We start from the raw sequence: 25,737 nt of genomic DNA on the forward strand, positions 1-25,737 counted from the left end.
GAGGTCCTCGTGGGACGGCGCTATGGTTATTGTCTGGGCGCCGCGGGCGCGGGTTGGCCGCGCGCAAACGGCTGCTATAGTCCCGGCGCATCCGACACAAGTCAATGTTCGGTGTTACGGCAGTGTTACCGCGCAGGTGACGACGGTACCAGTCGTTCCAGGCCCTCGAAAGGACAGGCGGACAGCAGGTCCGGCAGCCGGCGGCCATCGGGCAGGTGCAGCTCGGGGGCCAGGTCGGCCAGGGGATAGAGCACGAAGGCGCGCGCCTGCAGGTGGTAGTGCGGTACCTGCAGGCGCGGCTCGTCGATCAGCCGCTCACCGAACAGCAGGATATCGATGTCCAGGGTGCGCGGACCCCAGCGCTCGTCCTTGCGCACGCGCCCCTGCTGCTGCTCGATGGCCTGGGTGGCATCGAGCAGCGCCAGGGGGGCGAGGGCGGTGTCCAGCTCGGCGACGGCATTGACGTAGCGGGGCTGTTCGGGCGGCCCCAGGGGATCGCTGGCATAGAAGGCGGAGACCGCCACCAGCTGGCTGTCAGGCAGCTGGGCCAAGGCATCCAGGGCGGCGTCCAGCTGCCGCCGCGGCTCAGCCAGGTTGCTGCCCAGGCCGAGATAGACCCTTTCCATCATTCGTCGCCGGACGTGGGCGCATCCGAGGTGCGCCGCTTGCGATTGCTGCCGCCACGGCGCCGCCGCTTGGCCGGCGCGCCGTCTTCCCGGCTGAGGTTCTTGATCATCTCGCGTCGCTGGCTGTCACCGACTTCCTGGTAGCGCGTCCACCACTCGCCCAGGCCACCGGTTTCCTCGCCGGCGCTCTCGCGCAGCAGCAGGAAGTCGTAGCCGGCGCGGAAGCGCGGATTTTCCAGCAGTTGATCGGCGCGCTTGCCCTGACGGCGCGGCAGGCGCTCTTGCATGTCCCAGATCTCGCGCATGGGCATGGTGAAACGCTTGGGGACGGCGGTGCGCTGGCACTGCTGCTGGGTCAGGTCGTGGGCGGCTTCCTGCATGGCCGGAATGGGCGGCAGGCCGCGATCCTGGTGATAGCGGACGCGCTCGGGCAAGGCCGGCCAGAGCAGGGCGGCGAACAGGAAGGCCGGGGTGACCGGCTTGCCTTCGCGGATGCGGGTGTCGGTGTTGGCCAGGGCCTGGCGGATCAGGCTGCCGGCGTATTCCGGGTCGCGCTCCAGGGCCTCGCCACTGGCCGGGAACAAGGGGGCGAACAGGCCGTACTGGCAGAGCAACTCGAAGGTGCGCTCCGCCTTGCCGCCCAGGAGCAGCTTGATGATCTCGTCGTACAGCCGCGGCGCGGGTATGTCGCGCAGCAACGGCGCCAGACGGCTGATGGGTTCGGCGGTGGCGGTCTCGATCTCGAAATCCAGCTTGGCGGCGAAACGCACGGCGCGCAGCATCCGCACCGGATCTTCCAGGTAGCGCTGCTCCGGATCGCCGATCAGACGGATCTGCCGCAGGCGGATGTCCTGGGTGCCATTGGCATAGTCGAGAATGCGTTCGCCGCTGGCATCGTAGTAGAGCGCGTTGATGGTGAAGTCGCGCCGCTGAGCATCCTGTTCCTGGTTGCCATAGATGTTGTCGCGCAGGATCCGGCCGCTTTCATGGCGCGAGCCCTGGGCTTCGTCTTCGGCATCCCCGGTGGGGTGATTGGCGCGGAAGGTCGCCACCTCGATGATCTCACGGCCGAAATGCACATGGACCAGCTTGAAGCGCCGGCCGATGACCCGCGCATTGCGGAATTCGGCCCGCACCTGCTCGGGCGTGGCACTGGTGGCGACATCGAAGTCCTTGGGCTCGAAACCCAGCAACAGGTCCCGGACGCAACCGCCCACCAGGTAGGCCTGATAACCCGCCTTTTCCAGCCGGTCGACCACGCTCAAGGCGTAACGACTGATCCGCTCTCGTTCCAGAGCATGCTGACTGCGGGGCAGTTCGATGGGCAAGGCAGGCGCGGGCGGGGTACGCCGCAGGGGCGAGCGCAGAGTCTGGATCAGCTTCTTCAGCATGCGAGTTTCTGTTCGGAGAGACGGCTATACGCAATCTGGCCCATAGCAGGAACCGTTGCGCAATAGATAAGGAGGGGATCTTGAACGAGGGAGGGGAGGCTGTCAAAGGCACTGGGGGAGCCGAAGCTCCCCCCCAAAGTGGTACGTGCTTTGTTTTTATTGTCTATCCAGACCTCTTGTTTTTCTTGTGTGGTCTGTCCCGTGCGGATACCGGCCGCCGGAAAGGCTCTGAAGTCTAGAGCCAAGAGCAAACGGATTACTTTGGAAGCTGATGCCGTCAGGATCATTCCTGCTCTGCCTGGTACGGGTGCTGCCTCGGGGCAGTTTTGTTGTTCTCTGGCCTGACATCGCGCGGACCATCCCGCTAGACGACTCTTCTCCAAAATGATCAGTTAGCTACGCCTCCGCCTGCTTGTTCTTGTTGTGCTGGAGTCGCTACGTCTTGTTTTTATTATGGAGGGGGTACGTTGTTATTGTTCTTGTACGAGAACATAAAGCAGATGCCGTGCCAGTTTTGAAAAATGCATTGAAATCAGTGGCTTGCGAAAAATGTAGCCTGTTTGCTTGGAGGCTACAGGGAAATTTTCGTTACCTCTGAACCCGCCGCCTGTTACGGCGGTAACACATTGCAAAGGATGAGGAGGCGGAGGGAGAGGGTGTTACCGCGGGACGTATCGGCTGTCACGTCCCGGCGCGGATCAGCTGGCGTCGCTGCTGGCACTGGCCTTGCGGCGCGGGATGCCCAGGCGCTGACGACGTTCCCACAGGCACTTGCGGCTGACGCCCAGCTTGCGGGCCAGCTCGGTCTCGGTCATGTGGTCCTGGTGTTCGAGCACGAAGTGCTGGAAGTAGTCCTCCAGCGACAGGTCCTCAGTGGGCTCGTGGGCGCCATTGCCGTTACCCAGCCCCGAGCTGGGCAGCGGATCCAGATAGCTGTCGGCCAGCTCCAGCTCGCCGAGCTCGACGTCGATGCCCAGCTGATCGGCATTGATCTCCTGGCCTTCGCTGAGGATCACCGAGCGCTCGATGGCGTTCTCCAGCTCACGCACGTTGCCCGGCCAGCTGTAATGTCGGATGGCCGCCTCGGCTTCGGCGCCGAACTTGAGCCCTGGGCGACTCATGCGCGCCGATTGCCGCGCGAGGAACACCCGGGCGATCTCCATGACGTCGCCGCCGCGCTCGCGCAGGGCGGGCAGGCGCAGGGAGATGACGTTGAGGCGATAGAAGAGGTCTTCGCGGAACTGGCCGATCTTGGCCAGGCCCTTGAGATCCCGGTGGGTCGCGGCGATCAGGCGCACATCGACCTTTTGCGACTGCACCGAACCGACCCGGCGGATCTCGCCTTCCTGCAGCACGCGCAAGAGACGTGCCTGGGCTTCCAGCGGCAATTCACCGATCTCGTCGAGAAACAGGGTGCCGCCGTCGGCAGCCTCCACCAGGCCGGTGCGGCTGGCGCTGGCGCCGGTGAAGGCGCCCTTCTCGTGGCCGAAGAGTTCGGATTCGATCAGGGTTTCGGGAATGGCCGCGCAGTTGACCGAGATCAGCGGCGCCTTGGCCCGGCGCGACAGGTTGTGCAGCGCGCGCGCCACCAATTCCTTGCCGGTGCCCGATTCGCCCTGGATGAGCACGGTGGAGTCGGTGGGGGCGACCTTGCGGATCTTGCCGAAGAGGTCCTGCATCGGCGCGCAGTTGCCGATGATGCCGATCTCGCCAGTGGCCGGCGGCGGTGTGACGCTTTCCTCGGCGGCTACCGGCGGGCGCTGCTCGCGCTCCACCAGGATGCGCGCCACGGCCTGCAGCATCTCGTCGTGATCGAAGGGCTTGGCGATGTAGTCCACCGCGCCCTGCTTCATGGAATCGACCGCCGATCTCAGGCTGGCGTAGCTGGTCATGATCAGCACCGGCTTGCCCTTGGCGAGATCGATCATCTCGGTGCCGGGGGCGCCGGGCAGGCGCAGATCGCTGATGACGAGATCGAAGCTGGGGACGTCGTAGAGATCCTGGGCTTCCTGGACGGAGCCGGCTTCGCTGACGCGGAACTGGTTGCGCTCGAGCAGGCGGCGCAGCGCCGAACGGATGATCTTCTCGTCTTCGACAATCAGGATATGGGCCATCAAGTGCGCTCTCTTACGGGAAGGCAAGACGACCCACGCCAGGCAGCGTGTCTTGTCGCGGTCGTCTGGACTTCCGAATGCTTTAGCAGATCCATCCAGCAGGCGGATGGGTCCGTCACGGCGCCTCCGGCAACCCGAGATAGCGCGGCAGCAGTACCCGAATGCGGGTGCCCTGGCCGGTCACGGGGGCGGTAGGACTATCGATCATTATCTGACCATAATGCTCTTCTACGATGGAATAGACCAGCGCCAAGCCAAGCCCCGTCCCCTTGCCCGGATCCTTGGTGGTGAAGAAGGGTTCGAACAGGCGACTGACGATGGCCTTGGGGATGCCGCTGCCCTCGTCCTCGACGCTCAGGGTCACCGTCTGGCCATGGGCCTCGCTGCGTACCCGGATCGGCGCGCCGGCCGGAGAGGCGTCGCGGGCGTTGGATAGCAGGTTGATCATGACCTGCACCAGGCGCTGGGGATCGCCCTGCACATAGTGCTCGGGGTCGCAGAGATTGAAGAAGTCGACGTCCACGCTCTGGCGGTTGAGCGAGAGCAGGGCGATGGCTTCCTGGGCCGCCTCGGCCACGCACACCGGTTCATGGGCCTGCTGGCGGCCACCGGCATGGGCGAAGCTCATCAGCGACTGGACGATGCGGGTGATACGGCGGGTCTGCTCGATGATCTGGCTGCTGATCTCGTCGATCTCTTCGTCCGCTTCGCGTTCCTCGCGCAGATTCTGCGCCAGGCAGGCGATGCCGGTGACCGGGTTGCCGATCTCATGGGCCACGCCAGCGGCCAGGCGGCCGATGGAGGCCAGGCGCTCGGAGTGGATCAGGCGGTCTTCCAGCAACTGGGTCTCGCTGATGTCTTCCACCACCAGCACGGTGCCGTTGCTGCCCACCGCCAGGGGTTCGTCGATGGTCGCCTTGTGCAGGTTGAGCCAGCGCTGCTCGTGTTCCTGGGGCAGTCGCTGTTTGTAGAGGTGCTGCTGCGCCGGCTCGGCGAGAAAGCGTTCGAACAGGTTCTGCCAGGGATCGGGCAGGGCGCTTAGGCGCGAGCCCACCACCCGAGCGCCGTCGATGCCGGTGAGGTCTTCCATGGCGCGGTTCCACATGAGAATTTCGCGGTCCCGGGCCAGGGAGCAGACGCCCATGGGCAGTTCCTGCAGGGTCTGGCGGTGATAGCGGCGCAGGGCGTCCAGCTCGGCGGCGAGACCGGTCAGGCGCGACTGGTAGTCTTCCAGGCGGTTCTCGATGAAGTGGATGTCTTCGGTGGCATAGGCCTCGCTTTCCGCCTTGAACGGCAGAAAGGTCTCGACGATGTCCTGGGCGACCCGCGGGCCCATCAGGCCGGACAGGTTGGCCTCGATGCGATCGCGCAGGCGGCGCAGGGCATAGGGGCGGCGCTCGTCGTAGGGCAGCAGCAGATCGGCCAGGGCGCGCTCGACCTCCTTCTGCGCGGTCTTGGCACCGAGTGGCTTGGCCAGCTGGGCGGCGAAGTCCTGGGGCGAGCCGGCCGCCAGTTCGCGGCGTTGCGGGCGGCGGACGTTGTCCACCGCGCAGGCCTCGGCGGCGCTCTTCTCTTCTTCGCTGGCTTCGGTGAACAGCGAGACCAGGGCGAACACCAGCACGTTGACGGTCAGCGAGGCCACGGCGGCGAGGTGCCAGTTGCTGGCGCTGATGCGATAGCTGAAGACGCCGATGTGCAGCGGATTGATGTCGGCCACCAGCGGCATGAGCATGCTCAGGAACCACAGGCCCAGGCCGCACAGCAGGCCGGCGATGAAGCCCTTGCGATTGGCCGTCTGCCAGTAGAGCACCGACAGCGCGCCGGGCAGGAATTGCACGGTGGCGACAAAGGAGACGATGCCCAGGCTGGAGAGGTCGCCATGGCCCTGCAGCAGACGATAGAAGCCATAGCTGCCAAGGATGATGGCGGCGATCAGCATGCGCCGGGTCATGCGCAGCCAGCGATAGATGTTGCCGTCGGTGGGCGGCTGGTAGAGCGGCAGCACGATGTGGTTGAGCAGCATGCCCGACAGCGCCATGGTCACCACGATGATCAGGCCGCTGGCCGCCGACAGCCCGCCGACGAAGGCCACCAGCGCCAGCAGCGGATTGTCCAGCGCCAGGCCCACGCCGAGGGTGAAGTACTCCGGCGGCGTCGGCGAACCCAGCGCCAGGCCACCCCAGAGAATCGGCGGCACCGCCAGGCTGATCAGCAGCAGGAACAGCGGCAGCCCCCAGCTGGCGCTGACCAGCGCCTGGGGACTGAGATTTTCGGTGAAGGCCATGTGGTACATGTGCGGCGTGACGATGGCCGCGGCGAAGAACACCAGCAGCAGGATCCGCCAGGGGCCTTCCTGCAGCGGGGTGTGCAGGGTGGAGAGGGCGCTCTGGTTCTGCTGCAGCCAGGTCTCCAGGCCGTTGGGCCCACCGAACACGGTATAGAGGGTGACGCCGCCGACGATGCCCAGGGCCAGCAGCTTGACCAGGGATTCGAAGGCGATGGCCACCACCAGACCTTCGTGGCGCTCCTTGGAGTTGATCTGGCGCGCGCCGAAGAGCATCGCGAACAGGGTGATCAGCAGGCAGAAGCCCAGCGCCGGGGCGTCCTGAGCGCGGGCCTGTACCAGGATGCCGGTGCTGGTGGCCACCGCCTGAATCTGCAGTGCCAAGAGCGGCAGCACGGCGATCAGCATGCCCAGGCTGGTCAGGGCGCCGGCCCAGGTGCTGCGGAAGCGGAAGGCGAAGAGGTCGGCCAGGGACGCCAGCTGGTAGGCGCGGGTCAGCCGCAGGATGGGATAGAGCAATACCGGCGCCAGCAGAAAGGCGCCGCACAGCCCCAGGTAGTAGGCGAGAAAGCCGTAGCCGTAGTCGTAGGCCAGGCCCACGGTGCCGTAGAAGGCCCAGGCGCTGGCATAGACGCCCAGCGACAGGGTGTAGATCAGCGGATGCCGCACCAGCCGGCGCGGCACCCAGCCCTTCTCGGTCATCCAGGCGACACCGAAGAAGATCAGCAGGTAGCCGGCGCTGATCAGGACCAGTTGGGACAGACTAAAGCTCGTCGGCATCGCGCTGGCTCTGCAGGATGAAGGTCACCACGATGAGGATGAGCCACAGCAGGTAGGGGCGATACCAGGCGCCGCTGGGAGCGATCCACCAATCCATGATGGCGGGGGAGAACAGATAGATGCCTACCACGAGGAGCAGGACCAACCGGTAGATGTACATGCGCGGTTCCCGAACGGCGATGGCGCCATGGTAAAGCAAAAGCGCTATACCCCGGAGCGCCACGGTTCTACCGTGAAGGCCTCTTTATCCACTGGAGATCGATGATGACCAGGCCTCGCCTCGCCGCCGTGCTGGAAACCGCGCTCTATGCCGCCGATCTGCCCAGCGCCCGGCGCTTCTACGAGGAGGTGCTGGGACTGGCCCCGATGTTCGCCGATGAACGCCTGGCCGCCTATGCGGTGGGCGCCAGCGTGCTGTTGCTGTTCCAGCGGGGCACCACCGAGCAACCGGTCCGGCTGCCGGGCGGCTGCATTCCGCCCCATGGCGCCCAGGGCTGTCAGCACCTGGCCCTGGCGATCGGAGCGGACGAGCTGGAGCCCTGGATCGCGCACCTGGCGGCGGCCGGGGTGCCCATCGAGGCGCGCACCCAGTGGCCACGTGGCGCGATCAGCCTGTACTTCCGCGATCCGGACGGGCATCTACTGGAGCTGGCCACGCCTGGACTTTGGCCCAACTACTAGGCGGGCAGCTGGGCTTCGGCCAGGTGCGGAACCCGCGGAATCAGCGCGGCATCCCAGTGGGCGACGCCCCAGGCCAGCACCTTGGCCGGGGCTTCCTCGGCCAGCTCCGCACGGGTCGGCTGGCCCAGGGTGCGCAGGGCGCGTACCAGCAGGGCCCCGGCCTGCTCGGGGGGTAGCGGCGGCGAGCGGTAACTTTTGCCCAGCTTGTGGCCATCGGGCTGGATCAGCAGCGGGACGTGCAGATAGCGCGGTGCCGGATGGCCGAGCAATTCCTGCAGGTAGAGCTGGCGCGGCGTGGAGTCCAGCAGGTCGGCGCCGCGCACCACGTCGGTCATGCCCTGCAGGGCATCGTCCATCACCACCGCCAGCTGATAGGCGATCAGGCCGTCGCGGCGCTGGATGACGAAGTCGCCCACCGCGCGACCCAGGTGCTGGCGGAATTCGCCCTGGACGCGATCGACGAAGCGGTAGTCCAGCTCCGGGACACGGATGCGGATAGCGGCGTCCGTCGCCGGCAGGCCGCGATTGCGGCAGTGCCCGGGGTAGAGGCCGCCACTGCCTTCGAGCTGCTTGCGCGAACAATCGCAGGCATAGGCCAGGCCGCTGGCCAGCCACTGCGCGATGACCGCCCGGTAGGCGTCCAGACGTTCGCTCTGGCGCAGCACCGGACCGTCCCATTCGAAGCCGTAGGCTTCCAGGGTGGTGAGAATGGCCGCCTGGGCGCCCGGGACCTCGCGCGGCGGGTCCAGGTCTTCCATGCGCACTAGCCAGCGTCCGCCTACGGCGCGGGCATCCAGGTAGGAGGCGAGAGCGGCGACCAGCGAACCGAAATGCAGATAGCCGCTGGGGGTGGGGGCGAAACGGCCGACATAGGGGCGCCTGGACATAGCTCATCCTGTGAATGCCGGAAAGAACAAAGGGCGCCGTAGCGCCCTCGTCGGTGAGGCAGCGGGACTCAGGTCCCGGTCTGCTTCTCGCGGATCTCGGCCAGCGTCTTGCAGTCGATGCACAGACTGGCGGTCGGGCGGGCTTCCAGGCGACGGATGCCGATTTCCACGCCGCAGGAGTCGCACCAGCCGTATTCGTTGTCTTCGATCAGCTGCAGCGTCTCGTCGATCTTCTTGATCAGCTTGCGCTCGCGGTCGCGGGCACGCAGTTCCAGGCTGAATTCCTCTTCCTGGGTGGCGCGATCGGCCGGATCGGCGAAGTTGGCCGCTTCTTCCTTCATGTGGTGCACGGTGCGATCGACTTCTTCGCGCAGTTCCTGCTTCCACTTGTTCAGAATGCCGGTGAAGTGGGCGCGCATGCGCTCACTCATGTATTCCTCGCCCTTGCTGGGCTGGTAGGGTTCGTAGCCACGGGCCAGATGATTGTTCTGCTGATTTGCTTCGCTGGGCATGATTGACCCTCTCACTTTCGCTGATCCTGTCCACAGGCTGGATGCGTTTCCAGGCCTCTCCATGTTGGAACGCCTGGGGGCTGTGGCTGCCGATGGCGTCCCGCGCAATGCCGACGCCAGGCTGAATATGTTCTCGACTGGCCAGTCGCCCTGCGGATGCAAGCCGGCGAACTTACCAGAAGCTTCCAGGGGGCGCTACTACCGGCCTCCCGCTCCTTGCCGACGCGGCGGATGCCGGTCTGCGAAGCCTTGGTTAGAATCCCGCCTTCGCCACAAGTTCGGACCCCTTCCATGTCCAATTCCTACAGCGCGCGCAGCCAGGCCATCGAGCCCTTCCATGTGATGGCCTTGCTGGAGCGCGCCAACCAGCTCCAGGCCGCCGGACACGACGTCATCCACCTGGAGATCGGCGAGCCCGATTTCACCACGGCCGCCCCGGTGGTCGCCGCTGGCCAGGCGGCCCTGGCGGCCGGTCAGACCCGCTACACCGCGGCCCGCGGCCTGCCGGAATTGCGCCGTGCCATCGCCGGCTTCTATGGCGAGCGTTATGGCGTCGACCTGGATCCGGAGCGGGTGCTGATCACCCCTGGCGGCTCGGGCGCGCTGCTGCTGGCTAGCGCCCTGCTGGTCGATCCCGGGCGTCACTGGCTGCTGGCCGATCCCGGCTATCCCTGCAATAGGCACTTCCTGCGCCTGGTGGAAGGCGCGGCCCAGCTGATTCCGGTCGGCGCCGACACCCGCTATCAGCTCACCCCCGAGCTGGTCGAGCGGCACTGGCAAGCCGACAGCGTCGGCGCCCTGGTGGCCTCGCCGGCCAATCCGACCGGCACCCTGCTCGATCGCGACGAACTCGCCACGCTGTCGGCCGCGCTCAAGGCGCGTGGCGGCCATCTGGTGGTGGATGAGATCTACCACGGCCTGACCTACGGCCTGGACGCGCCCAGCGTGCTGGAAGTGGACGACACGGCCTTCGTGCTCAACAGCTTCTCCAAGTACTTCGGCATGACCGGCTGGCGCCTCGGCTGGCTGGTGGCACCGCGCGCCGCGGTGCCGGAGCTGGAAAAGCTGGCGCAGAATCTCTACATCAGCGCCTCCACCGTGGCCCAGCAGGCCGCCCTGGCCTGTTTCACCCCTGAAGCCATGGCCATCTTTGAAGCGCGTCGCGCCGAATTCGCCCGCCGCCGCGACTACCTGCTGCCGGCGTTGCGTGCCCTGGGCTTCAGGATCGCCGTCGAGCCCCAGGGCGCCTTCTATCTCTATGCCGACATCTCCGCCTTCGGCGGCGATGCCTATGCTTTCTGCCAGTTCCTGCTGGAGACCGAGCACGTGGCCATCACCCCGGGCCTGGACTTCGGTCGCCATCGCGCCGACACCCATGTGCGCTTCGCCTACACCCAATCGCTGCCGCGCCTGGAAGAGGCCGTTGCCCGCATCGCCCAGGGCCTGCAGCGCTGGAGTACCCGGTGAGATTCGAGCCGCCCCTGGAAGAGGGTCGCCTGCTGCGCCGCTACAAGCGCTTTCTCGCCGACATCGAGACCGCCAGCGGCGAGGTATTGACCCTGCATTGCCCCAATACCGGTTCCATGCTCCATTGCCAGCCGCCGGGCGCCCGCGTCTGGTTCAGCCGTGCCAGCGGCCCCAAGCGCAAGCTGCCCGGCACCTGGGAGCTGGTCGAGACGGATCATGGGCGACTGGCCTGCATCAATACTGCCCGTGCCAATCGCCTGGTGGAGGAGGCCTTGCTGGCCGGCGGCATTCCCGAACTGACCGGCTTCACCGCCCTGCGCCGGGAGGTAGCCTACGGTCTGGAAAACAGCCGCGCCGATTTCCGCCTGGAGTATCCCGCGGGGCCGCTGTACCTCGAGGTGAAGAGCGTCACCCTGGGCTTCGCCGATACCGCTATCGCCGCCTTTCCTGATGCGGTGACCACCCGCGGTACCCGCCATCTGCGTGAGCTGGCGGCACTGGCCGCGGCCGGCGAGCGGGCGGTGCTGCTCTATTGCGTGCTGCTCGACGGCATCGAGGCGGTACGCCCGGCGGCTGAAATCGATGCCGCCTATGCCCTGGCCCTGGGCGAGGCACGCCGGCAGGGCGTGCAGGTGCTGGCTTATGGGGCACGGCTCTCGCCCGTGGGTCTGCAACTGGACCGACCCCTGCGCCTGGCTGACCATTAGGTCAGCCAAAAGCTGATCGGTCGGACAGCTTCTGGCAGGCGCCTTGCTTGCGCTTGTCGCCCATCGATCGCCGCTACCAGGCGATCCTGTTAGGAGTCTCTTGATGATCTCTGTGTTGGGCATGCTGTTGCTGGTGGCCATCGCCATCCTCTTCTCCCGCCAGCGGCGCGCCATTCGCGTGCGTACCGTGCTCGCGGCCTTTCTGTTGCAGGCGGGGCTCGGCCTGTTCGTCCTCTACATTCCCTGGGGCCAGCAGGTGCTTGGCAGCGTCTCCGGCGCCGTCTCGTCGCTGCAGCTCTATGCCGACAAGGGCATCGAGTTCCTCTTCGGCGGCCTCGCCGGACCCAGGATGTTCGAGTACTTCGGTAACGGCGGCTTCGTCTTCGCCGTGCGGGTGCTGCCCTTGATCGTGTTCTTCGGCAGCCTGATCGCGGTGCTCTACTACCTGGGCATCATGGGCTGGATCATCCGTCTGGTGGGTGGAGCGCTGCATGCCCTGCTCGGTACCAGCCGGGTGGAGTCCACCACCGTTACCGCCACCCTGTTCCTCGGCCAGTCGGAAATGCCGCTGGTGGTGCGGCCCTTCATCGCCGAGCTCACCCGCTCGGAGCTGTTCGCCATCATGGTCGGCGGTTTCGCCGCGGTGGCCGGCTCGGTGCTGCTGGGCTACGCCGGCATGGGCGTGGAGCTCAAGTACCTGATCGCCGCCAGCTTCATGGCCGCGCCGGGTGGATTGCTGATGGCCAAGCTGATGGAGCCGGAGACCGAGCAGCCGCGCGACCAGGCCATGAAGACCCTGGGGGAGGGCGAGGAGCGCCCGGCCAACGTCATAGACGCAGCCGCCGAAGGCGCTCAGGTCGGTTTGCGCGTGGCCCTGGCGGTCGGTGCCATGCTGCTGGCCTTCATCGCCCTGATCGCCTTGCTCAACGGCATCCTCGGCTGGTGCGGTGCCTGGTTCGGCCTGCCGCAGCTGAGCATGCAGCTGGTGCTGGGCTATCTACTGGCGCCGGTCGCCTTCCTGATCGGCGTGCCCTGGAGCGAGGCGGTGCAGGCCGGTGGCTTCATCGGCCAGAAGCTGGTGCTCAACGAATTCGTCGCCTATGCCGACCTCTCGACCTACCTGGATCCGCTCAAGGCGGCGGCAGCGGGGGTGCAACCCCTGTCGGCGCACACCCAGGTCATCGTCACCTTCGCCCTCTGTGGCTTCGCTAACCTGTCCTCCATCGCCATCCAGCTCGGCGGCCTGGGCGGCATCGCCCCCCAACGGCGTCACGAACTGGCCCAGTTGGGCCTGCGCGCCATGCTCGGTGGCACCCTGGCCAACCTGATGAGCGCGGCCCTGGCCGGCTTCTTCGTCAGTCTCTAAGCCCCGCTGGCCCGGTCGCACGACCGGGCTAGACTCAGCTCGCTCCTTTCGTTTTCCGAGGTACTCCCGATGTCCGCTGTCCCTGCTGCAACCCTCGAACACCTGCTGGCCGAAGCCGTCACCGCCTCCCAGCGCGCCTATTGCCCGCATTCCGACTTCCCCGTGGGCGCCGCCCTGCTGACCGCCGAAGGTGCGGTCGTCCATGGCTGCAACGTGGAAAACATCTCCTATGGCCTGACCAACTGCGCCGAGCGCAGCGCCCTGTTCGCTGCCGTCAGCCAGGGCTTGCTTCCGCGCAGCTTTACCGCCATGGCCATCCATGCACCGGGTGTGCCCCTGATCAGCCCCTGCGGCGCCTGCCGTCAGGTGCTGCTGGAATTGATGGCGCCCGACGCGACCATCGTCTGCAGCGGCAGTGAGCCCGGCCGCACCCGGACCTGGACCCTGGCCGAGCTGCTGCCCGGCGCCTTCGAAGACTTCTAAGGAGTCCGCCAATGTGGCTCGCCCAGGAAGTGATCCGCCAGAAGCGCGATGGCCTGGAGCTGTCCGCTACGGATATCCGGCGTCTGGTCGGCGGCATCGCCGATGACAGCCTCAGCGAAGGCCAGATCGCCGCCTTCGCCATGGCCACCCTGCTGCGCGGCATGACCGCCGCCGAACGTACCGCCCTGACCCTGGCCATGCGCGACAGCGGCCAGGTGCTGCACTGGGACCTGCCGGGGCCGGTGGTGGACAAGCATTCCACCGGCGGCGTGGGCGATCTCACCAGCCTGGTGCTAGCGCCGCTGCTCGCCGCCTGTGGCTGCCATGTGCCGATGATCTCCGGGCGCGGCCTGGGCCATACCGGCGGCACCCTGGACAAGCTGGAGAGCATCCCCGGCTATCGTATCCGCCCTGGCCTGGCGCGCTTTCGCCAGGTGGTGGCCGAGGTGGGTTGCGCCATCGTCGGTCCGGACGCCGATCTGGCCCCGGCCGATCGCCGCCTCTATGCCATCCGCGACGTGACCGCCACGGTGGAATCGGTGGACCTGATCACCGCCTCCATCCTGGCCAAGAAACTGGCTGCCGGCCTGGACGTGCTGGTGATGGACGTCAAGACCGGTGGCGGCGCCTTCATGGCCGGGAGGGAAGCGGCCCTGCGTCTGGCCGATAGCCTGGTCGAGGTCGCCGAGGCCGCGGGGGTGCGTACCCGCTCCCTCATCACCGACATGAGTCAGCCCCTGGCGCGCAGCGCCGGCAATGCCCTGGAAGTGGAGGAGGCCATCGCCCTGCTGGCCGGCGAGGTGCGCAGCGAACGACTCTGGCAGGTGATTCAGGCCCTGGCCGAGGAGACGCTGCAACTGGCCGGACTGGCAAGGGATGCCGCCACCGCCGAGCGCCTGGTGCTGGAGGCCTGGCAGAGCGGCGCCGCCCTGGCGCGTTTCGCCGCGATGAACCTGGCCCTGGGCGGCCCGTCCGACTTGACCGAGCGGCCCTGGCAGCATCTGCCCCGGGCTCAAGAGGTACGCGCCGTCCATCCGGCACGCCCGGGCTGGGTGCAGCAGGTCGATACCCGCGCCCTTGGCTTGCTGGTCGTCGAGCTGGGTGGCGGGCGGCAACGTCCGGAAGATGAAGTGGATCCCGCGGTGGGCCTGGCCGGCCTGGCGCTGCCAGGTGAGCGGGTGGACGAGAATCGGCCCCTGGGCCTGATTCATGCCCGTGACGCTGACAGTGCAGCGCGAGCTGCCCGGCAGTTGCAGGCGGCCTATGTCTTGGGGGAAGAGCGACCGGCTGATCCGGTGCCGGCCTTGCTGGATCGGCGCTAGCGCCAGATTTCAGGCAAAAAAAAGACCCGGCAGAGCCGGGTCCAAAACCGTGATTAGCCTGATGAGGAGATAACCCGAAAGACCACTGCTGGACCTCCAGTTATCGACCGATCTCGCGACCGGCTGAGTTGAATAATAACAATTCTCATTCCATCGTCAAGCGTATTCGAGAATATTTCTTAATTACTGGCGATTGGCCGCTCCGAGACGCTGCGCAGGCGGGTCACTTCCTTGTTCAGCGTGTCGATATGGCGCGCCATGTTCTCGATCAGGCTGTGGGCAATGCGCGGGGTGGTCTCCATCAGCGAGACGAACTGATCCTGGGGAATCACCAGCACGGTGCAGACCGTCTTGGCGATCACGCTGGCGGTACGCGGCGTATGGGTGAAGACCGCCAGGGCACCGACGATCTCGTCCTGGCAGACCTCGCCGACCTTGCAGCCGTCCACCCAGGCCTCGGCATGTCCTTCGGTGATGACGAAGACATGCTCGGCCGAATCGCCCTGGCGGATGATGACCTCGCCGGCGGCATAGCGCCGGAAGCCGGTGGCCGGCTGGGTGACCGGCGGCTTGAGGCGGATCAGCGCCTGCGCCAGCAGCGATTGCTGGCCCAGCAGGTACCTCAGCAGGGCATCGCGCTGAGCCGGGGTGGCGGTCGCCGCCGCGAGAAAGGTCTCGCGGTCATAGGGCAGCACCAGGACGTCGGCCTCGCTCTCGTAATTGAGGATCGGCAGATCCAGGGTGCGCCCGAGGCCGATCAGGTCGCCTTCGCCGAGCTGGAACAGCGCCCGCTGATCCAGGACCACCCGCAACGGGCCACGCTGGATCAGATAGACCTCGTCGTTGCGCATCCAGTCCTGCAACAGGGCGGCGGGAGTCAGCTGCAGCGGCTGCCGACTCGGCGCCACACCACTGACCAATTGCGCCGGAATGGCCTGCAGCGCCTGACGCAATTGATCGACATAGGGAGGCTGATCGCCGATGAGGTACATGGTGCCAATTCCTTCTTGTTACGCAGAGGTTGTGACGTGGGTCGCACGATAAGCCGCTCGTCGGCGACCGTAAATCCACAACTCCACGGGCTGTGACGGAACGCTTGTTCTGCCCCCCAGGAGGTCGTGGTCAGGCCTGGGCGCGACCCAGTCGGCGCAGCAGGCGAGCCGGCAAGGCCTCCAGTTGCCCGGCGCGTCCCAGCTCCACCACCAGCGCTCGATCCTGCTCGGCTGGTTCGAGCAGATCCTGGGCCTGGCGCTGGGCCGCTACCACCGCGAGGGTAGCTTCGGAAGGATCGGTCCCCTCGGCCTGGCGCTCCTGCAGCCAGCGGGCGATGAGTTCATCGTCCGCCTGGCAGTCGATGATCAGCAGGGGCGCGGCCTGGGCCTCGGCGAGTGCCTGGGCCGCGGCGCGCTGGCCCTGCTTGAGGTAGGTGGCGTCGAGCACCAGCGGATAGCCAGCCGCCAGCACCTGGGCGCCGATCTCATGCAGCCGCGCATAGGTGGCTTCGCCGGCCGCCGCGCTGTAGCGGGTGGCCTCGTCGCTGTCGGCATAGAGACGCTGGCGCTCGACATCGGATCTCAGGCGAACGGCGCCAAGCGCCTCGACCAGGGCCAGGGCCACGGTGCTCTTGCCGATGCCCGAGACGCCGTGCATCACCGCCGCGAAGGGCTGGGGCACCTGGGTGTAGCCCTCGGCCAGCGCCGTGTAGCTGCGATAGCTGGCGAGGATCTCGGCTCGCAGTGCCGGCTCCTCGGCCTGGCCCAGGCGGAAGAGGGCGATCTTGGCGCGCACCATGGCGCGGTAGGCCTTGTAGAAGTCGAGCAGGGCGAGGCCGCTGTAGTCGCCGGTCGCCTCGAAGTAGGCGTTGACGAATCTGTTGCTCAGCGTCTTGAGTCCGCGGTCTTCCAGGTCCATGGCCAGGAAGCCGGCATCGCCCATGGTGTCGGTCAGGCGGAAGGGCTCGTTGAACTCGATGCAGTCGAACAGCACCACCTCGCCATCGAGCAGGGTGGCGTTGGCCAGGTGGATGTCGCCGTGGCATTCGCGGATGAAGCCGTCCCGGCAGCGGGCCTCGAACAGCGGCAGCAGGCGCGCGTAGCTGGCTTCGGCCCAGGCTTCGAGCTGGTCGAGCTGCTTGAGATCGGCCGCCTCGTTGAGCATGGCGCGGATCTGCTCGAAATTCTGCCGTACCGGCGCCATGGCGGCGTCCGGGGTGCACAGCGGATGCGTGGTCGCCACCTGGGGCGCCGACAGGTGGAAGCGGGCGATCTGAGCGGCCAGGGCGTCGATATGCGCCTGGGTCAGTTCGCCGCGCTGCTGCACCTCGCTGAGCAACTGGCTCTGCGGGAATTCGCGCATGCGCAGGGCGTATTCGATGACCGGACCGCTGCCGCCCAGTTCGGGGGCGCCTTCGCTGCCGGTGATGGCCACCACGTCCTGATAGAGGTCGCGGGTCAGACGCTGATTGAGTCGCAGCTCCTCGCGGCAGAAGTGGCCGCGGGCCTCTAGGTCAGTGAAGTCGAGGAAGCCGAAATTCACCGGCTTCTTGATCTTGTAGGCGACCTCGCCGGTCAGCACGACCCAGGAAATATGGGTTTCGATGACCCGGAACGCCGAGGTGGGATGGGGATAGAGCGCCGGGTTCTGCAGGGCGGAAATCAGGAGCTGGCTCACGGGCGGTCCTTGTAGGGAATGGATGGCGGCATTATCGCTGCCAGGGCTGCCTGCGCAAGCCGCGACACCGGGAAGGGGCGTCCTTGAACCCCAGCTGACGAAGCGCTGGCGCGCCGCTGTCGGCCACCGGGCAAGTGCGTATAATGCGCCGCCATGAAGCGACCCCGATCCTCTCGTTCCCGCAAGCGCAAGACCTTTGACTGGCGCCGCCTGTCCGGCTGGGCAGTCAAGCTTGGTCTGGTCGCGCTGGTAGCCCTGGCTGGCGTATGCATCTATCTGGATGCCGTGGTCCAGGAAAAATTCTCCGGCAAGCGCTGGACCATTCCGGCCAAGGTCTATGCCCGGCCGCTGGAGTTGTTCAACGGCGTCAAGCTCAGCCGTGACGACTTCCTCACCGAACTCGATGCCCTCGGCTATCGCCGCGAAAAGACCGTGGATGGCCCTGGCAGCGTTTCCGTGGGTGCCTCCACGGTCGAGCTGAACACCCGCGGCTTCCAGTTCTACGAAGGCGTCGAGCCGGCCCGGGCGATCCGCGTGCGTTTCGCCGGCGGCACCGTCTCCGGCATCAGCGCCCTGGATGGCAGCAATCTCGCCGTGGCTCGTCTCGAACCGCTGATGATCGGTGGCATCTATCCGGCGCACAACGAGGATCGCATCCTCATCAAGCTCGACCAGGCGCCACCGCATCTGGTCGATGGCCTGGTGGCCGTCGAGGACCGCGAGTTCTGGCATCACCATGGCGTCTCGCCCAAATCCATCGCCCGGGCGGTCTGGGTCAATGCCACCAGCGGCCAGGTGCGCCAGGGCGGCAGTACCCTGACCCAGCAGCTGGTCAAGAACTTCTACCTCACCAACGAGCGCAGCATCACCCGCAAGGGCACCGAAGCCCTGATGGCGCTGCTCCTGGAACTGCACTACAGCAAGCAGGAGATCCTCGAGGCCTATCTCAACGAGGTGTTCCTCGGTCAGGACGGCTCGCGGGCCATCCACGGTTTCGGCCTGGCGGCCCAGTACTTCTTCGGCCAGCCCTTCAGCGAACTGAAACTGCATCAGGTCGCCCTGCTGGTTGGCCTGGTGAAGGGCCCGTCCTACTACAACCCGCGCCGCTACCCCGAGCGCGCCATGACCCGCCGCAACCTGGTACTCGACCTCATGGCCGAGCAGGGCGTGGTCAGCGCCACCGAGGCCGAGGCCGCCAAGGCCCGCCCGCTGGGTATCACCAAGGCCGGCAGCCTGACCAACAGCTCTTTCCCGGCCTTCGTCGACCTGGTCAAGCGCCAGCTCAAGCAGGACTACCGCGACGAAGACCTCACCGAGGAAGGGCTGCGCATCTTCACCAGCTTCGATCCGATCCTGCAGACCAAGGCCGAAGCGGCCATGGCCGAGGCTTTGAAGCGCATCGATGGTCGCAAGGGCGCGGAAAACGTCGAGTCGGCCATGGTGGTGACCAATCCGGAAACCGGTGAGGTCCAGGCGCTGCTGGGTGGCCGCGATCCGCGCTTCGCCGGCTACAACCGCGCCCTCGATGCGGTGCGCCAGGTCGGTTCGCTGATCAAGCCGGCGGTCTATCTCACCGCCCTGGAGCGCCCCAGCAAGTACACCCTGACCACCCTGATCCAGGACGAACCCTTCTCGGTCAAGGGCGCCGACGGCCAGGTCTGGCGGCCACAGAACTACGAGCACAAGGCACACGGCACCATCTTCCTCTACCAGGGGCTGGCGCATTCCTACAACCTTTCCACGGCACGCCTGGGCCTGGACCTCGGGCTGCCCGAGGTGCTCAAGACCGTCGAGCGGCTGGGCGTGAGTCGCGCCCTGCCGCCCTATCCGGCGACCCTGCTCGGGGCCGGCGCTCTGACGCCCATGGAAGTGGCGACGATGTACCAGACGTTGGCCAATGGTGGCTTCAATACGCCGCTGCGCAGCATCCGCAGCGTGCTCGATGCCAATGGCGAGCCGCTCAAACGCTATCCCTTCCAGATCGAGCAGCGCTTCGATACTGGCGCCATCTACCTGGTGCAGTACGCCATGCAGCGCGTCATGCGCGAGGGCACTGGCCGCTCGGTCTACAACCAGATCCCCACCAGCGTGAATCTGGCGGGCAAGACCGGTACCACCAACGATTCCCGCGACAGCTGGTTCTCCGGCTTCAGCCAGGATCTGCTGGCGGTGGTCTGGCTGGGTCGTGACGACAATGGCAAGACGCCGCTGACCGGCGCCACCGGTGCGCTGCAGGTCTGGAGCAACTTCATGCGCCGCGCCGATCCGGTCTCCCTGGACATGCCGGTACCGGACAACATCACCCAGGCCTGGGTCGATGCCACCACTGGCCGCGGCACGGATCCTTCGTGTCCCAATGCCGTGCAGATGCCTTATATTCGCGGCAGTGAGCCGCCACCGGGTGCCTCCTGTGGCGCACCGGCCGCGCCCGCCACGGGCGGGAACGGCAAAGGGGGCAATCCGGTCATGGATTGGGTCAAAGGCTGGTTGAATTGAGAGGTCGCAAGGTGACGAAAGCAGTCTGGCCGGTGGTGATCGCCGGTGTTCTCCTCGCGGGTTGCGCCGCGCCGCAACGTGGTGCCATCCCCGTGGTCGATTCGGGCGGTCCGGTGTCCAACGGCGAACTCTATCGCCAAGGCAACAACCGACCCCTGCCGGCGCAACGCCAGGCCCCGGTGGCGGCAGCGCCCAGCGCGCCGGCCGATACCGGGGTGACCGTCATGGTACCGGGCGGCAGTTCTGCGCCCCTGGAAACCTATGCCGCGCCAGCGGCCTCGGCGCCGCTGATCACCTCGTCCAGCCCCAGCGCCCCGCCCACCCAGGCGCCGGTGCAGCCGAGCTATTCGCAGCCGGTCTATCCGCCCGCTACGCAAAACGGTTCCACAGCGGCCAACAGGGCGCCGACCGGAATTCCGTCCGCGAGTAACTCCAGTGGCGGCGGTCTCGCCGCCGACGAACAGCTCGATGGTCCGGTGCTGGCGCTGCTGACCACCGCCCAGCAACAGCAGAGCGGCGGCGATCTCAACGGCGCTTCTTCGAGTCTGGAACGAGCCCAGCGTATCGCTCCGCGCGAGCCCCAGGTCCTCTATCGCCTGGCCCAGGTACGCCTGGCCCAGAACGATCCCGCCCAGGGCGAGCAACTGGCCAGGCGCGCCCTGACCTATGCCAACGGGCGGCCGGCCCTGCAGGCCAGTCTCTGGCAGCTGATCGCTCAGGCCCGCGAGGCCCAGGGCGATGCCTCCGGGGCCGCTCTGGCCCGGCAGAAGGCCCAGGTGGGTACCTGATGGACGAGCGCCTGCCTGCCCTGGCCGATCAGCTGCTGCAGATCGAACGTGAATTGCGCCTGCTCGGCTGGTGGTCGGCGCAGGCGCCCAGCGCGGAGGCCCTGGCCAGCCAGGAGCCCTTCTGCGTGGATACCCTGAGTTTCGCCCAGTGGCTGCAGTGGATCTTCGTGCCGCGGATGAAGCTGATCATCGAAAGCGATGCGGTCCTGCCGGCGCGCTCGGGCATCCGGCCGATGGCCGAGATGGTCTATCAGGGCAATCTCGATCCGGTCCTGCCCCTGCTCGCGTCCCTGGCCGAATTCGACCGCATCATCGAAAGCGCCTGAGCTACTTGCCGCAGTTCTGCTCGATGGACAGCTGGGTGTCGGCCAGGCGCTGCTGACGCTCCTCTTCGCTCAGCCGCCGCGTCTCGCCCCGACCGGACTGCACCAGGATGCGCGGGTTGTTGCGCAGTTGCGCCAGATTCTGCCGCGCCTGATCGCACTGCTCCTTGAGCTTGTTCTGTTCCTCGCGCACCTGGGCCTTCACCCGGCGATCCAGTTCCTGTTGCTGGGCATCGTTGGACACCGACGGTTGCTGGGTGCCGTTGGGCATCTTGTAGGTGGGCGCGCTGCCCCCGCCATTGATCTGCGGCGCCGTCTTCACGTCCACCTCCTTGGCCTTCTGGCCCTCGGGCGGCTGGGCACTGAAATGGGTGATGCCCTTGTCGTCGGTCCACTTGTAGACCTGCGCGGCCTGGGCGGACAGGCTGCAGGCGAAAGCCAGGGCGGAAAGCCAGAAGATCGAGCGCATGAGAATCCTGGAAGGGCAGAGGACAGGACTTCACTATAAGAGGAGACGTCGACCTTTTCATCACGGCTGATCGCCGACGACCGATTGCGCCCGGTTGCACCTTTCGGCTTGACTTGCACCGGACGAATGCGAACAATCCAAAATTCGCTGTAGCGAGTCGGCCCAAAGCTGACTGCTCGGCAGACCATGAGGTGCCTACCCGCGCCGCCACAGTCAAATACCCTGCACCGCGTTACCTCGCGTCGGGTGGAAGCTCCAGCATTCATCGGAATCTTCCAACAAGGCTTTCTAGGCAGCTGAATCGTCGGTGACCACCGTCGCCCATGCTCTGCCTTGCAGTCAACCGAACCTTGAGCGTCCACCGATGGGCGCTCGCCATGCGTGGAATGAGGTGATACGTGGAGCTATTAACTGGCGCTGAGATGGTCGTCCGCTTCTTGCGCGACGAGGGCGTGAAACACATCTACGGGTACCCGGGCGGTGCCCTGCTGCACATCTACGACGCCCTGTTCAAGGAACCGGCGCTCAACCACATCCTGGTTCGCCACGAGCAGGCCGCCACCCACATGGCCGACGGCTATGCCCGCGCCACCGGCAAGGCCGGTGTGGTCCTGGTGACCTCCGGTCCCGGTGCGACCAATGCCATCACCGGCATCGCCACCGCCTACATGGACTCCATTCCCATGGTCGTCCTGTCCGGTCAGGTGCCGAGCAACATGGTGGGCACCGACGCCTTCCAGGAAACCGACATGGTCGGTATCTCCCGGCCGATCGTGAAGCACAGCTTCATCATCAAGCACCCCTCCGAGATCCCCGAAGTCCTCAAGAAGGCCTTCTACCTCGCTGAGTCCGGCCGTCCCGGTCCGGTGGTGGTCGACATCCCCAAGGACATGGGCGATCCGACCAAGAAGTACGAGTACGTCTATCCGAAGAAGATCAAGCTGCGCTCCTACAATCCGGCGCAACGTGGTCACTCCGGGCAGATCCGCAAGGCCGTCGAGATGCTGGTGGCGGCCAAGCGTCCCATCCTCTACGCCGGTGGCGGCGTCATCCTCGGCGGCGCCTCCGCGGCCCTTACCGAGCTGGCACGCCTGCTCAACCTGCCGGTCACCAACACCCTGATGGGTCTCGGCGGCTATCCGGGCAGCGATCGCCAGTTCCTCGGCATGCTCGGCATGCACGGCAGCTACCCGGCCAACCTGGCCATGCACCACAGCGACGTCATCCTCGCCGTGGGCGCGCGTTTCGATGACCGCGTCATCAACGGCGCCACGCGCTTCTGCCCGAACGCCAAGATCATCCATGTCGACATCGACCCGGCGTCGATCTCCAAGACCATCAAGGCCGACGTGCCCATCGTCGGTCCGGTCGACAGCGTCCTCGCCGAGATGGTCGCCGTGGTCCGCGAGCTGAGCGAGAAGCCCCATGCCGAAAGCCAGGCCGCCTGGTGGAAGCAGATCGAGGAGTGGCGCGGCGGCCGCGAGATGTTCCCCTACAACAAGGGCGACGGCAGCATCATCAAGCCGCAGACCGTCATCGAGACCCTGTACGACGTCACCGCGGGCGATGCCTACATCACCTCCGATGTCGGCCAGCACCAGATGTTCGCCGCCCAGTACTACCGCTATGACAAGCCCAATCGCTGGATCAACTCCGGCGGCCTCGGCACCATGGGCTTCGGCTTCCCGGCGGCCATGGGCGTCAAGCTCAACTTCCCGGACGCCGATGTCGCCTGCGTCACCGGCGAAGGCAGCGTGCAGATGAACATCCAGGAGCTCTCCACCTGCATGCAGTACGACCTGCCGGTGAAGATCGTCTGCCTCAACAATGGCGCCTTGGGCATGGTCCGCCAGTGGCAGGACATGCAGTACAGCAGCCGCTACTCCCACTCCTACATGGAATCCCTGCCGGACTTCGTCAAGCTGGCCGAGGCCTATGGCCACGTCGGCATGCGCATCGAGCGTCTGGAAGACCTCAAGCCGATGATGGCCGAGGCCTTCGCCATGAAGAATCGCCTGGTCTTCCTCGACATCGCCGTGGACAACACCGAACACGTCTACCCGATGCAGATCAAGGATGGCGCGATGCGCGACATGTGGCTGAGCAAGACGGAGCGGACCTGAACATGAGACACATCATCTCCCTGCTGCTGGAAAACGAGCCCGGCGCCCTGTCCCGCGTGGTCGGCCTGTTTTCCCAGCGCAACTACAACATCGAAAGCCTCACGGTCGCCGCGACCGAGGACCCGACCCTGTCGCGCCTGACCCTGACCACCATCGGCCAGGAAGAGACGGTCGAGCAGATCACCAAGAACCTCAACAAGCTCATCGAGGTGGTGAAACTGGTCAACCTGTCCGAGAGCGCCCACATCGAGCGCGAACTCCTGCTGATCAAGGTCAAGGCCACCGGCGCCCAGCGCGCCGAGGTCAAGCGCACCACCGATATCTTTCGTGGCCAGATCGTCGATGTCGGCAGTAGCGTGTATACCATTCAGCTGGCGGGCACCAGCGAGAAGATCGACAGCTTCATCCAGGCGATCGGCGCCGCGTCCATCCTCGAGGTGGTGCGTAGCGGCGTGACCGGAATTTCCCGTGGCGACAAAGCCCTGAGCATCTGATACCCCCTTTTCCAGGAGAACCTGCAATGCGCGTTTACTACGACAAAGACTGTGACCTTTCCATCATCCAGAGCAAGAAGGTCGCCATCATCGGCTACGGCTCCCAGGGCCACGCCCACGCCTGCAACCTGAAGGACTCCGGCGTCGACGTCGTCGTCGGTCTGCGCAGTGGCTCGGCCACCGTGGCCAAGGCCGAGGCCCATGGTCTGACCGTCAAGCCGGTCAAGGACGCCGTCGCCGCCGCTGACGTGGTCATGATCCTGACCCCCGACGAATTCCAGTCCAAGCTGTACAAGGACGAGATCGAGCCGAACCTGAAGCAGGGCGCCACCCTGGCCTTCGCCCACGGTTTCGCCATCCACTACAACCAGGTCGTGCCGCGCGCTGACCTGGACGTCATCATGATCGCCCCCAAGGCGCCGGGTCACACTGTGCGTTCCGAGTTCGTCAAGGGCGGCGGCATCCCTGATCTGGTCGCCGTCCACCAGGACGCTTCCGGCAATGCCAAGAACGTTGCTCTGTCCTACGCCTGCGGCGTCGGCGGCGGCCGTACCGGCATCATCGAAACCACCTTCAAGGACGAGACCGAAACCGACCTGTTCGGCGAGCAAGCCGTGCTGTGCGGTGGTGCGGTCGAGCTGGTCAAGGCCGGTTTCGAAACCCTGGTCGAAGCCGGCTACGCGCCGGAAATGGCCTACTTCGAGTGCCTGCACGAGCTGAAGCTGATCGTTGACCTCATGTATGAAGGCGGCATCGCCAACATGAACTACTCGATCTCCAACAACGCCGAGTACGGCGAGTACGTGACCGGCCCCGAGGTGATCAACGCCGAGTCGCGCGCCGCCATGAAAAATGCGCTCAAGCGCATCCAGAACGGCGAGTACGCCAAGATGTTCGTGGCCGAGGGCGCGTCCAACTACGCCTCCATGACCGCCTACCGTCGCAACAACGCGGCTCACCCGATCGAGCAGGTCGGCGAGAAGCTGCGTGCCATGATGCCCTGGATCGCGTCGAACAAGATCGTCGACAAGACCAAGAACTGATCGGGCAGGGCGCTTGCCCTGAAACGAACGGTAAAAGACGCGGCCTCGGCCGCGTTTTTCATTGCACTGCCCACGACCCCGGCAATGCCTTAGCATGGGAGGTTAGGCTGAACCCTATCCTCAAGAGGTCAGTCCAATCCGTCAGGTAATGCCCAAGGAAAATCCATGAGCGAGCGTCCCGAAGAAACCCCGTCCAACACCAACACCGACGGCCTCATCCCCGTGGATGAACACATCGAGGAGACGCAGGACGCCCAGGGTCGCAAGATCAGACGCCGTGGCGTGTACCTGCTGCCCAATCTCTTCACCACCGCGGCGCTCTTTGCCGGCCTTTATTCCATCATCAAGGGTGTCGCGGCGCAGACCGCCTTCATCCAGGGGCAGTACGAGATTGCCTCCGCCGGCTTCTCGGCCGCCGCCGCCGCCATCTTCATTGCCATGGTCCTCGATGGCCTGGATGGCCGCGTCGCCCGCATGACCAATACCCAGAGTGCCTTCGGCGAACAGTACGACTCGCTCTCCGACATGGTCGCCTTTGGTGTCGCGCCGGCCATCCTGGCCTTCCAGTGGGCCCTGAGCGGCCTGGGCAATGTCGGCTGGGCCGTCGCCTTCATCTATGTAGCGGGCGCCGCCTTGCGCCTGGCTCGCTTCAACACCCAGATCGGTTCGGTGGACAAGCGCTACTTCATCGGCCTGGCCAGTCCTTCCGCG

At 66.0% G+C, this 25,737-nt stretch carries 23 protein-coding genes (1 of these 23 running past the window's edge); 13 read left to right on the forward strand and 10 right to left on the reverse strand.

Features of this window, described 5'->3' with window-relative positions; genetic code table 11:
• Positions 1-125 precede the first annotated feature (125 nt).
• The 5 genes from folK to V6W80_RS02015 form a co-directional block, all read right to left on the reverse strand.
• Entirely contained in the window at positions 126-629 is a 504-nt protein-coding gene (gene folK / locus V6W80_RS01995; protein ID WP_338545741.1) for a 2-amino-4-hydroxy-6-hydroxymethyldihydropteridine diphosphokinase, read from the reverse strand.
• Positions 626-2,017, reverse strand: coding sequence for a polynucleotide adenylyltransferase PcnB (locus V6W80_RS02000; RefSeq protein ID WP_017640381.1), 1,392 nt, complete (start codon positions 2,015-2,017; stop codon positions 626-628). Before V6W80_RS02000 ends, folK begins: the two co-directional genes overlap by 4 nt.
• A 698-nt stretch (positions 2,018-2,715) precedes the next feature.
• Entirely contained in the window at positions 2,716-4,131 is a 1,416-nt protein-coding gene (locus tag V6W80_RS02005; protein WP_338545742.1) for a sigma-54-dependent transcriptional regulator, read from the reverse strand.
• A gap of 115 nt (positions 4,132-4,246) precedes the next feature.
• Entirely contained in the window at positions 4,247-7,195 is a 2,949-nt protein-coding gene (locus V6W80_RS02010) for a sensor histidine kinase (RefSeq protein WP_338545743.1), read from the reverse strand.
• A complete protein-coding gene (locus tag V6W80_RS02015) occupies positions 7,179-7,355 on the reverse strand; it encodes a hypothetical protein (protein WP_007159707.1) in 177 nt (58 codons plus the stop codon). The genes V6W80_RS02010 and V6W80_RS02015 overlap by 17 nt, the downstream gene beginning before the upstream one ends.
• 101 nt (positions 7,356-7,456) lie before the next feature.
• On the opposite strand from V6W80_RS02015, the gene V6W80_RS02020 reads away from it, so the two are divergent.
• Complete coding sequence (locus V6W80_RS02020; protein WP_430707779.1) at positions 7,457-7,876, forward strand: VOC family protein; 420 nt, start codon at positions 7,457-7,459, stop codon at positions 7,874-7,876.
• Here the strand turns inward: V6W80_RS02020 and gluQRS are convergent.
• Positions 7,873-8,763, reverse strand: a complete 891-nt coding sequence (gene gluQRS / locus V6W80_RS02025) for a tRNA glutamyl-Q(34) synthetase GluQRS (protein WP_338545744.1) — start codon at positions 8,761-8,763, stop codon at positions 7,873-7,875. The genes V6W80_RS02020 and gluQRS overlap by 4 nt on opposite strands.
• Before the next feature lie 68 nt (positions 8,764-8,831).
• Positions 8,832-9,275 (reverse strand): RNA polymerase-binding protein DksA, encoded by a 444-nt coding sequence (gene dksA, locus V6W80_RS02030; protein WP_017640386.1) that lies wholly within the window; start codon positions 9,273-9,275, stop codon positions 8,832-8,834.
• 291 nt (positions 9,276-9,566) lie between these two features.
• Between dksA and V6W80_RS02035 the strand changes: the two genes are divergently transcribed.
• The 5 genes from V6W80_RS02035 (at position 9,567) to deoA (ending at position 14,620) form a co-directional block, all read left to right on the forward strand.
• Complete coding sequence (locus V6W80_RS02035) at positions 9,567-10,742, forward strand: pyridoxal phosphate-dependent aminotransferase (protein ID WP_338545745.1); 1,176 nt, start codon at positions 9,567-9,569, stop codon at positions 10,740-10,742.
• Positions 10,739-11,449 (forward strand): DNA/RNA nuclease SfsA, encoded by a 711-nt coding sequence (gene sfsA / locus V6W80_RS02040; RefSeq protein WP_184288741.1) that lies wholly within the window; start codon positions 10,739-10,741, stop codon positions 11,447-11,449. The genes V6W80_RS02035 and sfsA overlap by 4 nt, the downstream gene beginning before the upstream one ends.
• A gap of 103 nt (positions 11,450-11,552) precedes the next feature.
• Entirely contained in the window at positions 11,553-12,815 is a 1,263-nt protein-coding gene (locus tag V6W80_RS02045) for a NupC/NupG family nucleoside CNT transporter (RefSeq protein WP_017640389.1), read from the forward strand.
• Positions 12,816-12,884: 69 nt separating this feature from the next.
• Positions 12,885-13,298, forward strand: a complete 414-nt coding sequence (locus tag V6W80_RS02050) for a cytidine deaminase (RefSeq protein ID WP_338545746.1) — start codon at positions 12,885-12,887, stop codon at positions 13,296-13,298.
• 11 nt (positions 13,299-13,309) lie between these two features.
• A complete protein-coding gene (gene deoA, locus V6W80_RS02055; RefSeq protein ID WP_338545747.1) occupies positions 13,310-14,620 on the forward strand; it encodes a thymidine phosphorylase in 1,311 nt (436 codons plus the stop codon).
• A gap of 179 nt (positions 14,621-14,799) precedes the next feature.
• Here deoA and V6W80_RS02060 read toward each other — a convergent pair whose 3' ends face one another.
• Complete coding sequence (locus V6W80_RS02060) at positions 14,800-15,612, reverse strand: cyclic nucleotide-binding domain-containing protein (RefSeq protein WP_173149674.1); 813 nt, start codon at positions 15,610-15,612, stop codon at positions 14,800-14,802.
• 130 nt (positions 15,613-15,742) lie between these two features.
• The gene (locus V6W80_RS02065; RefSeq protein ID WP_338545748.1) at positions 15,743-17,290 is read right to left on the reverse strand and encodes an AAA family ATPase; all 1,548 of its coding nucleotides are present in this window, start codon (positions 17,288-17,290) and stop codon (positions 15,743-15,745) included.
• 153 nt (positions 17,291-17,443) lie between these two features.
• Between V6W80_RS02065 and mrcB the strand changes: the two genes are divergently transcribed.
• Genes mrcB through V6W80_RS02080 form a run of 3 tightly spaced genes read left to right on the forward strand, consistent with a single transcriptional unit; the run spans position 17,444 to position 20,900 of the window.
• Positions 17,444-19,786, forward strand: a complete 2,343-nt coding sequence (gene mrcB, locus V6W80_RS02070; RefSeq protein ID WP_338545749.1) for a penicillin-binding protein 1B — start codon at positions 17,444-17,446, stop codon at positions 19,784-19,786.
• The gene (locus tag V6W80_RS02075) at positions 19,774-20,574 is read left to right on the forward strand and encodes a tetratricopeptide repeat protein (protein WP_430707832.1); all 801 of its coding nucleotides are present in this window, start codon (positions 19,774-19,776) and stop codon (positions 20,572-20,574) included. The genes mrcB and V6W80_RS02075 overlap by 13 nt, the downstream gene beginning before the upstream one ends.
• Positions 20,574-20,900: a YqcC family protein gene (locus tag V6W80_RS02080; RefSeq protein WP_007159693.1), complete on the forward strand. Its 327-nt coding sequence runs from the start codon at positions 20,574-20,576 to the stop codon at positions 20,898-20,900. Before V6W80_RS02075 ends, V6W80_RS02080 begins: the two co-directional genes overlap by 1 nt.
• Position 20,901: 1 nt before the next feature.
• Here the strand turns inward: V6W80_RS02080 and V6W80_RS02085 are convergent, their stop codons facing one another.
• Positions 20,902-21,366 (reverse strand): DUF4124 domain-containing protein, encoded by a 465-nt coding sequence (locus tag V6W80_RS02085; protein ID WP_017638578.1) that lies wholly within the window; start codon positions 21,364-21,366, stop codon positions 20,902-20,904.
• A gap of 398 nt (positions 21,367-21,764) precedes the next feature.
• Between V6W80_RS02085 and V6W80_RS02090 the strand changes: the two genes are divergently transcribed.
• From V6W80_RS02090 to pssA, 4 genes are all read left to right on the forward strand, one after another.
• Positions 21,765-23,489: an acetolactate synthase 3 large subunit gene (locus tag V6W80_RS02090; protein WP_026083550.1), complete on the forward strand. Its 1,725-nt coding sequence runs from the start codon at positions 21,765-21,767 to the stop codon at positions 23,487-23,489.
• A gap of 2 nt (positions 23,490-23,491) precedes the next feature.
• Positions 23,492-23,983, forward strand: a complete 492-nt coding sequence (gene ilvN / locus V6W80_RS02095) for an acetolactate synthase small subunit (protein WP_007159690.1) — start codon at positions 23,492-23,494, stop codon at positions 23,981-23,983.
• Positions 23,984-24,009: 26 nt separating this feature from the next.
• Entirely contained in the window at positions 24,010-25,026 is a 1,017-nt protein-coding gene (gene ilvC / locus V6W80_RS02100) for a ketol-acid reductoisomerase (protein ID WP_338545751.1), read from the forward strand.
• A gap of 165 nt (positions 25,027-25,191) precedes the next feature.
• A protein-coding gene (gene pssA / locus V6W80_RS02105; RefSeq protein ID WP_017638575.1) for a CDP-diacylglycerol--serine O-phosphatidyltransferase crosses the window boundary here: on the forward strand, positions 25,192-25,737 show its 5' portion. 309 nt of this gene lie beyond the right edge of the window; the window shows 546 of its 855 coding nt (coding positions 1-546); it begins with the start codon at positions 25,192-25,194; its stop codon lies beyond the right edge, outside the window.

Origin of the sequence: Pseudomonas benzopyrenica, assembly GCF_036884265.1 — a bacterium.
In the GTDB taxonomy this organism is placed as follows: Bacteria; Pseudomonadota; Gammaproteobacteria; order Pseudomonadales; family Pseudomonadaceae; genus Chryseomonas; species Chryseomonas benzopyrenica.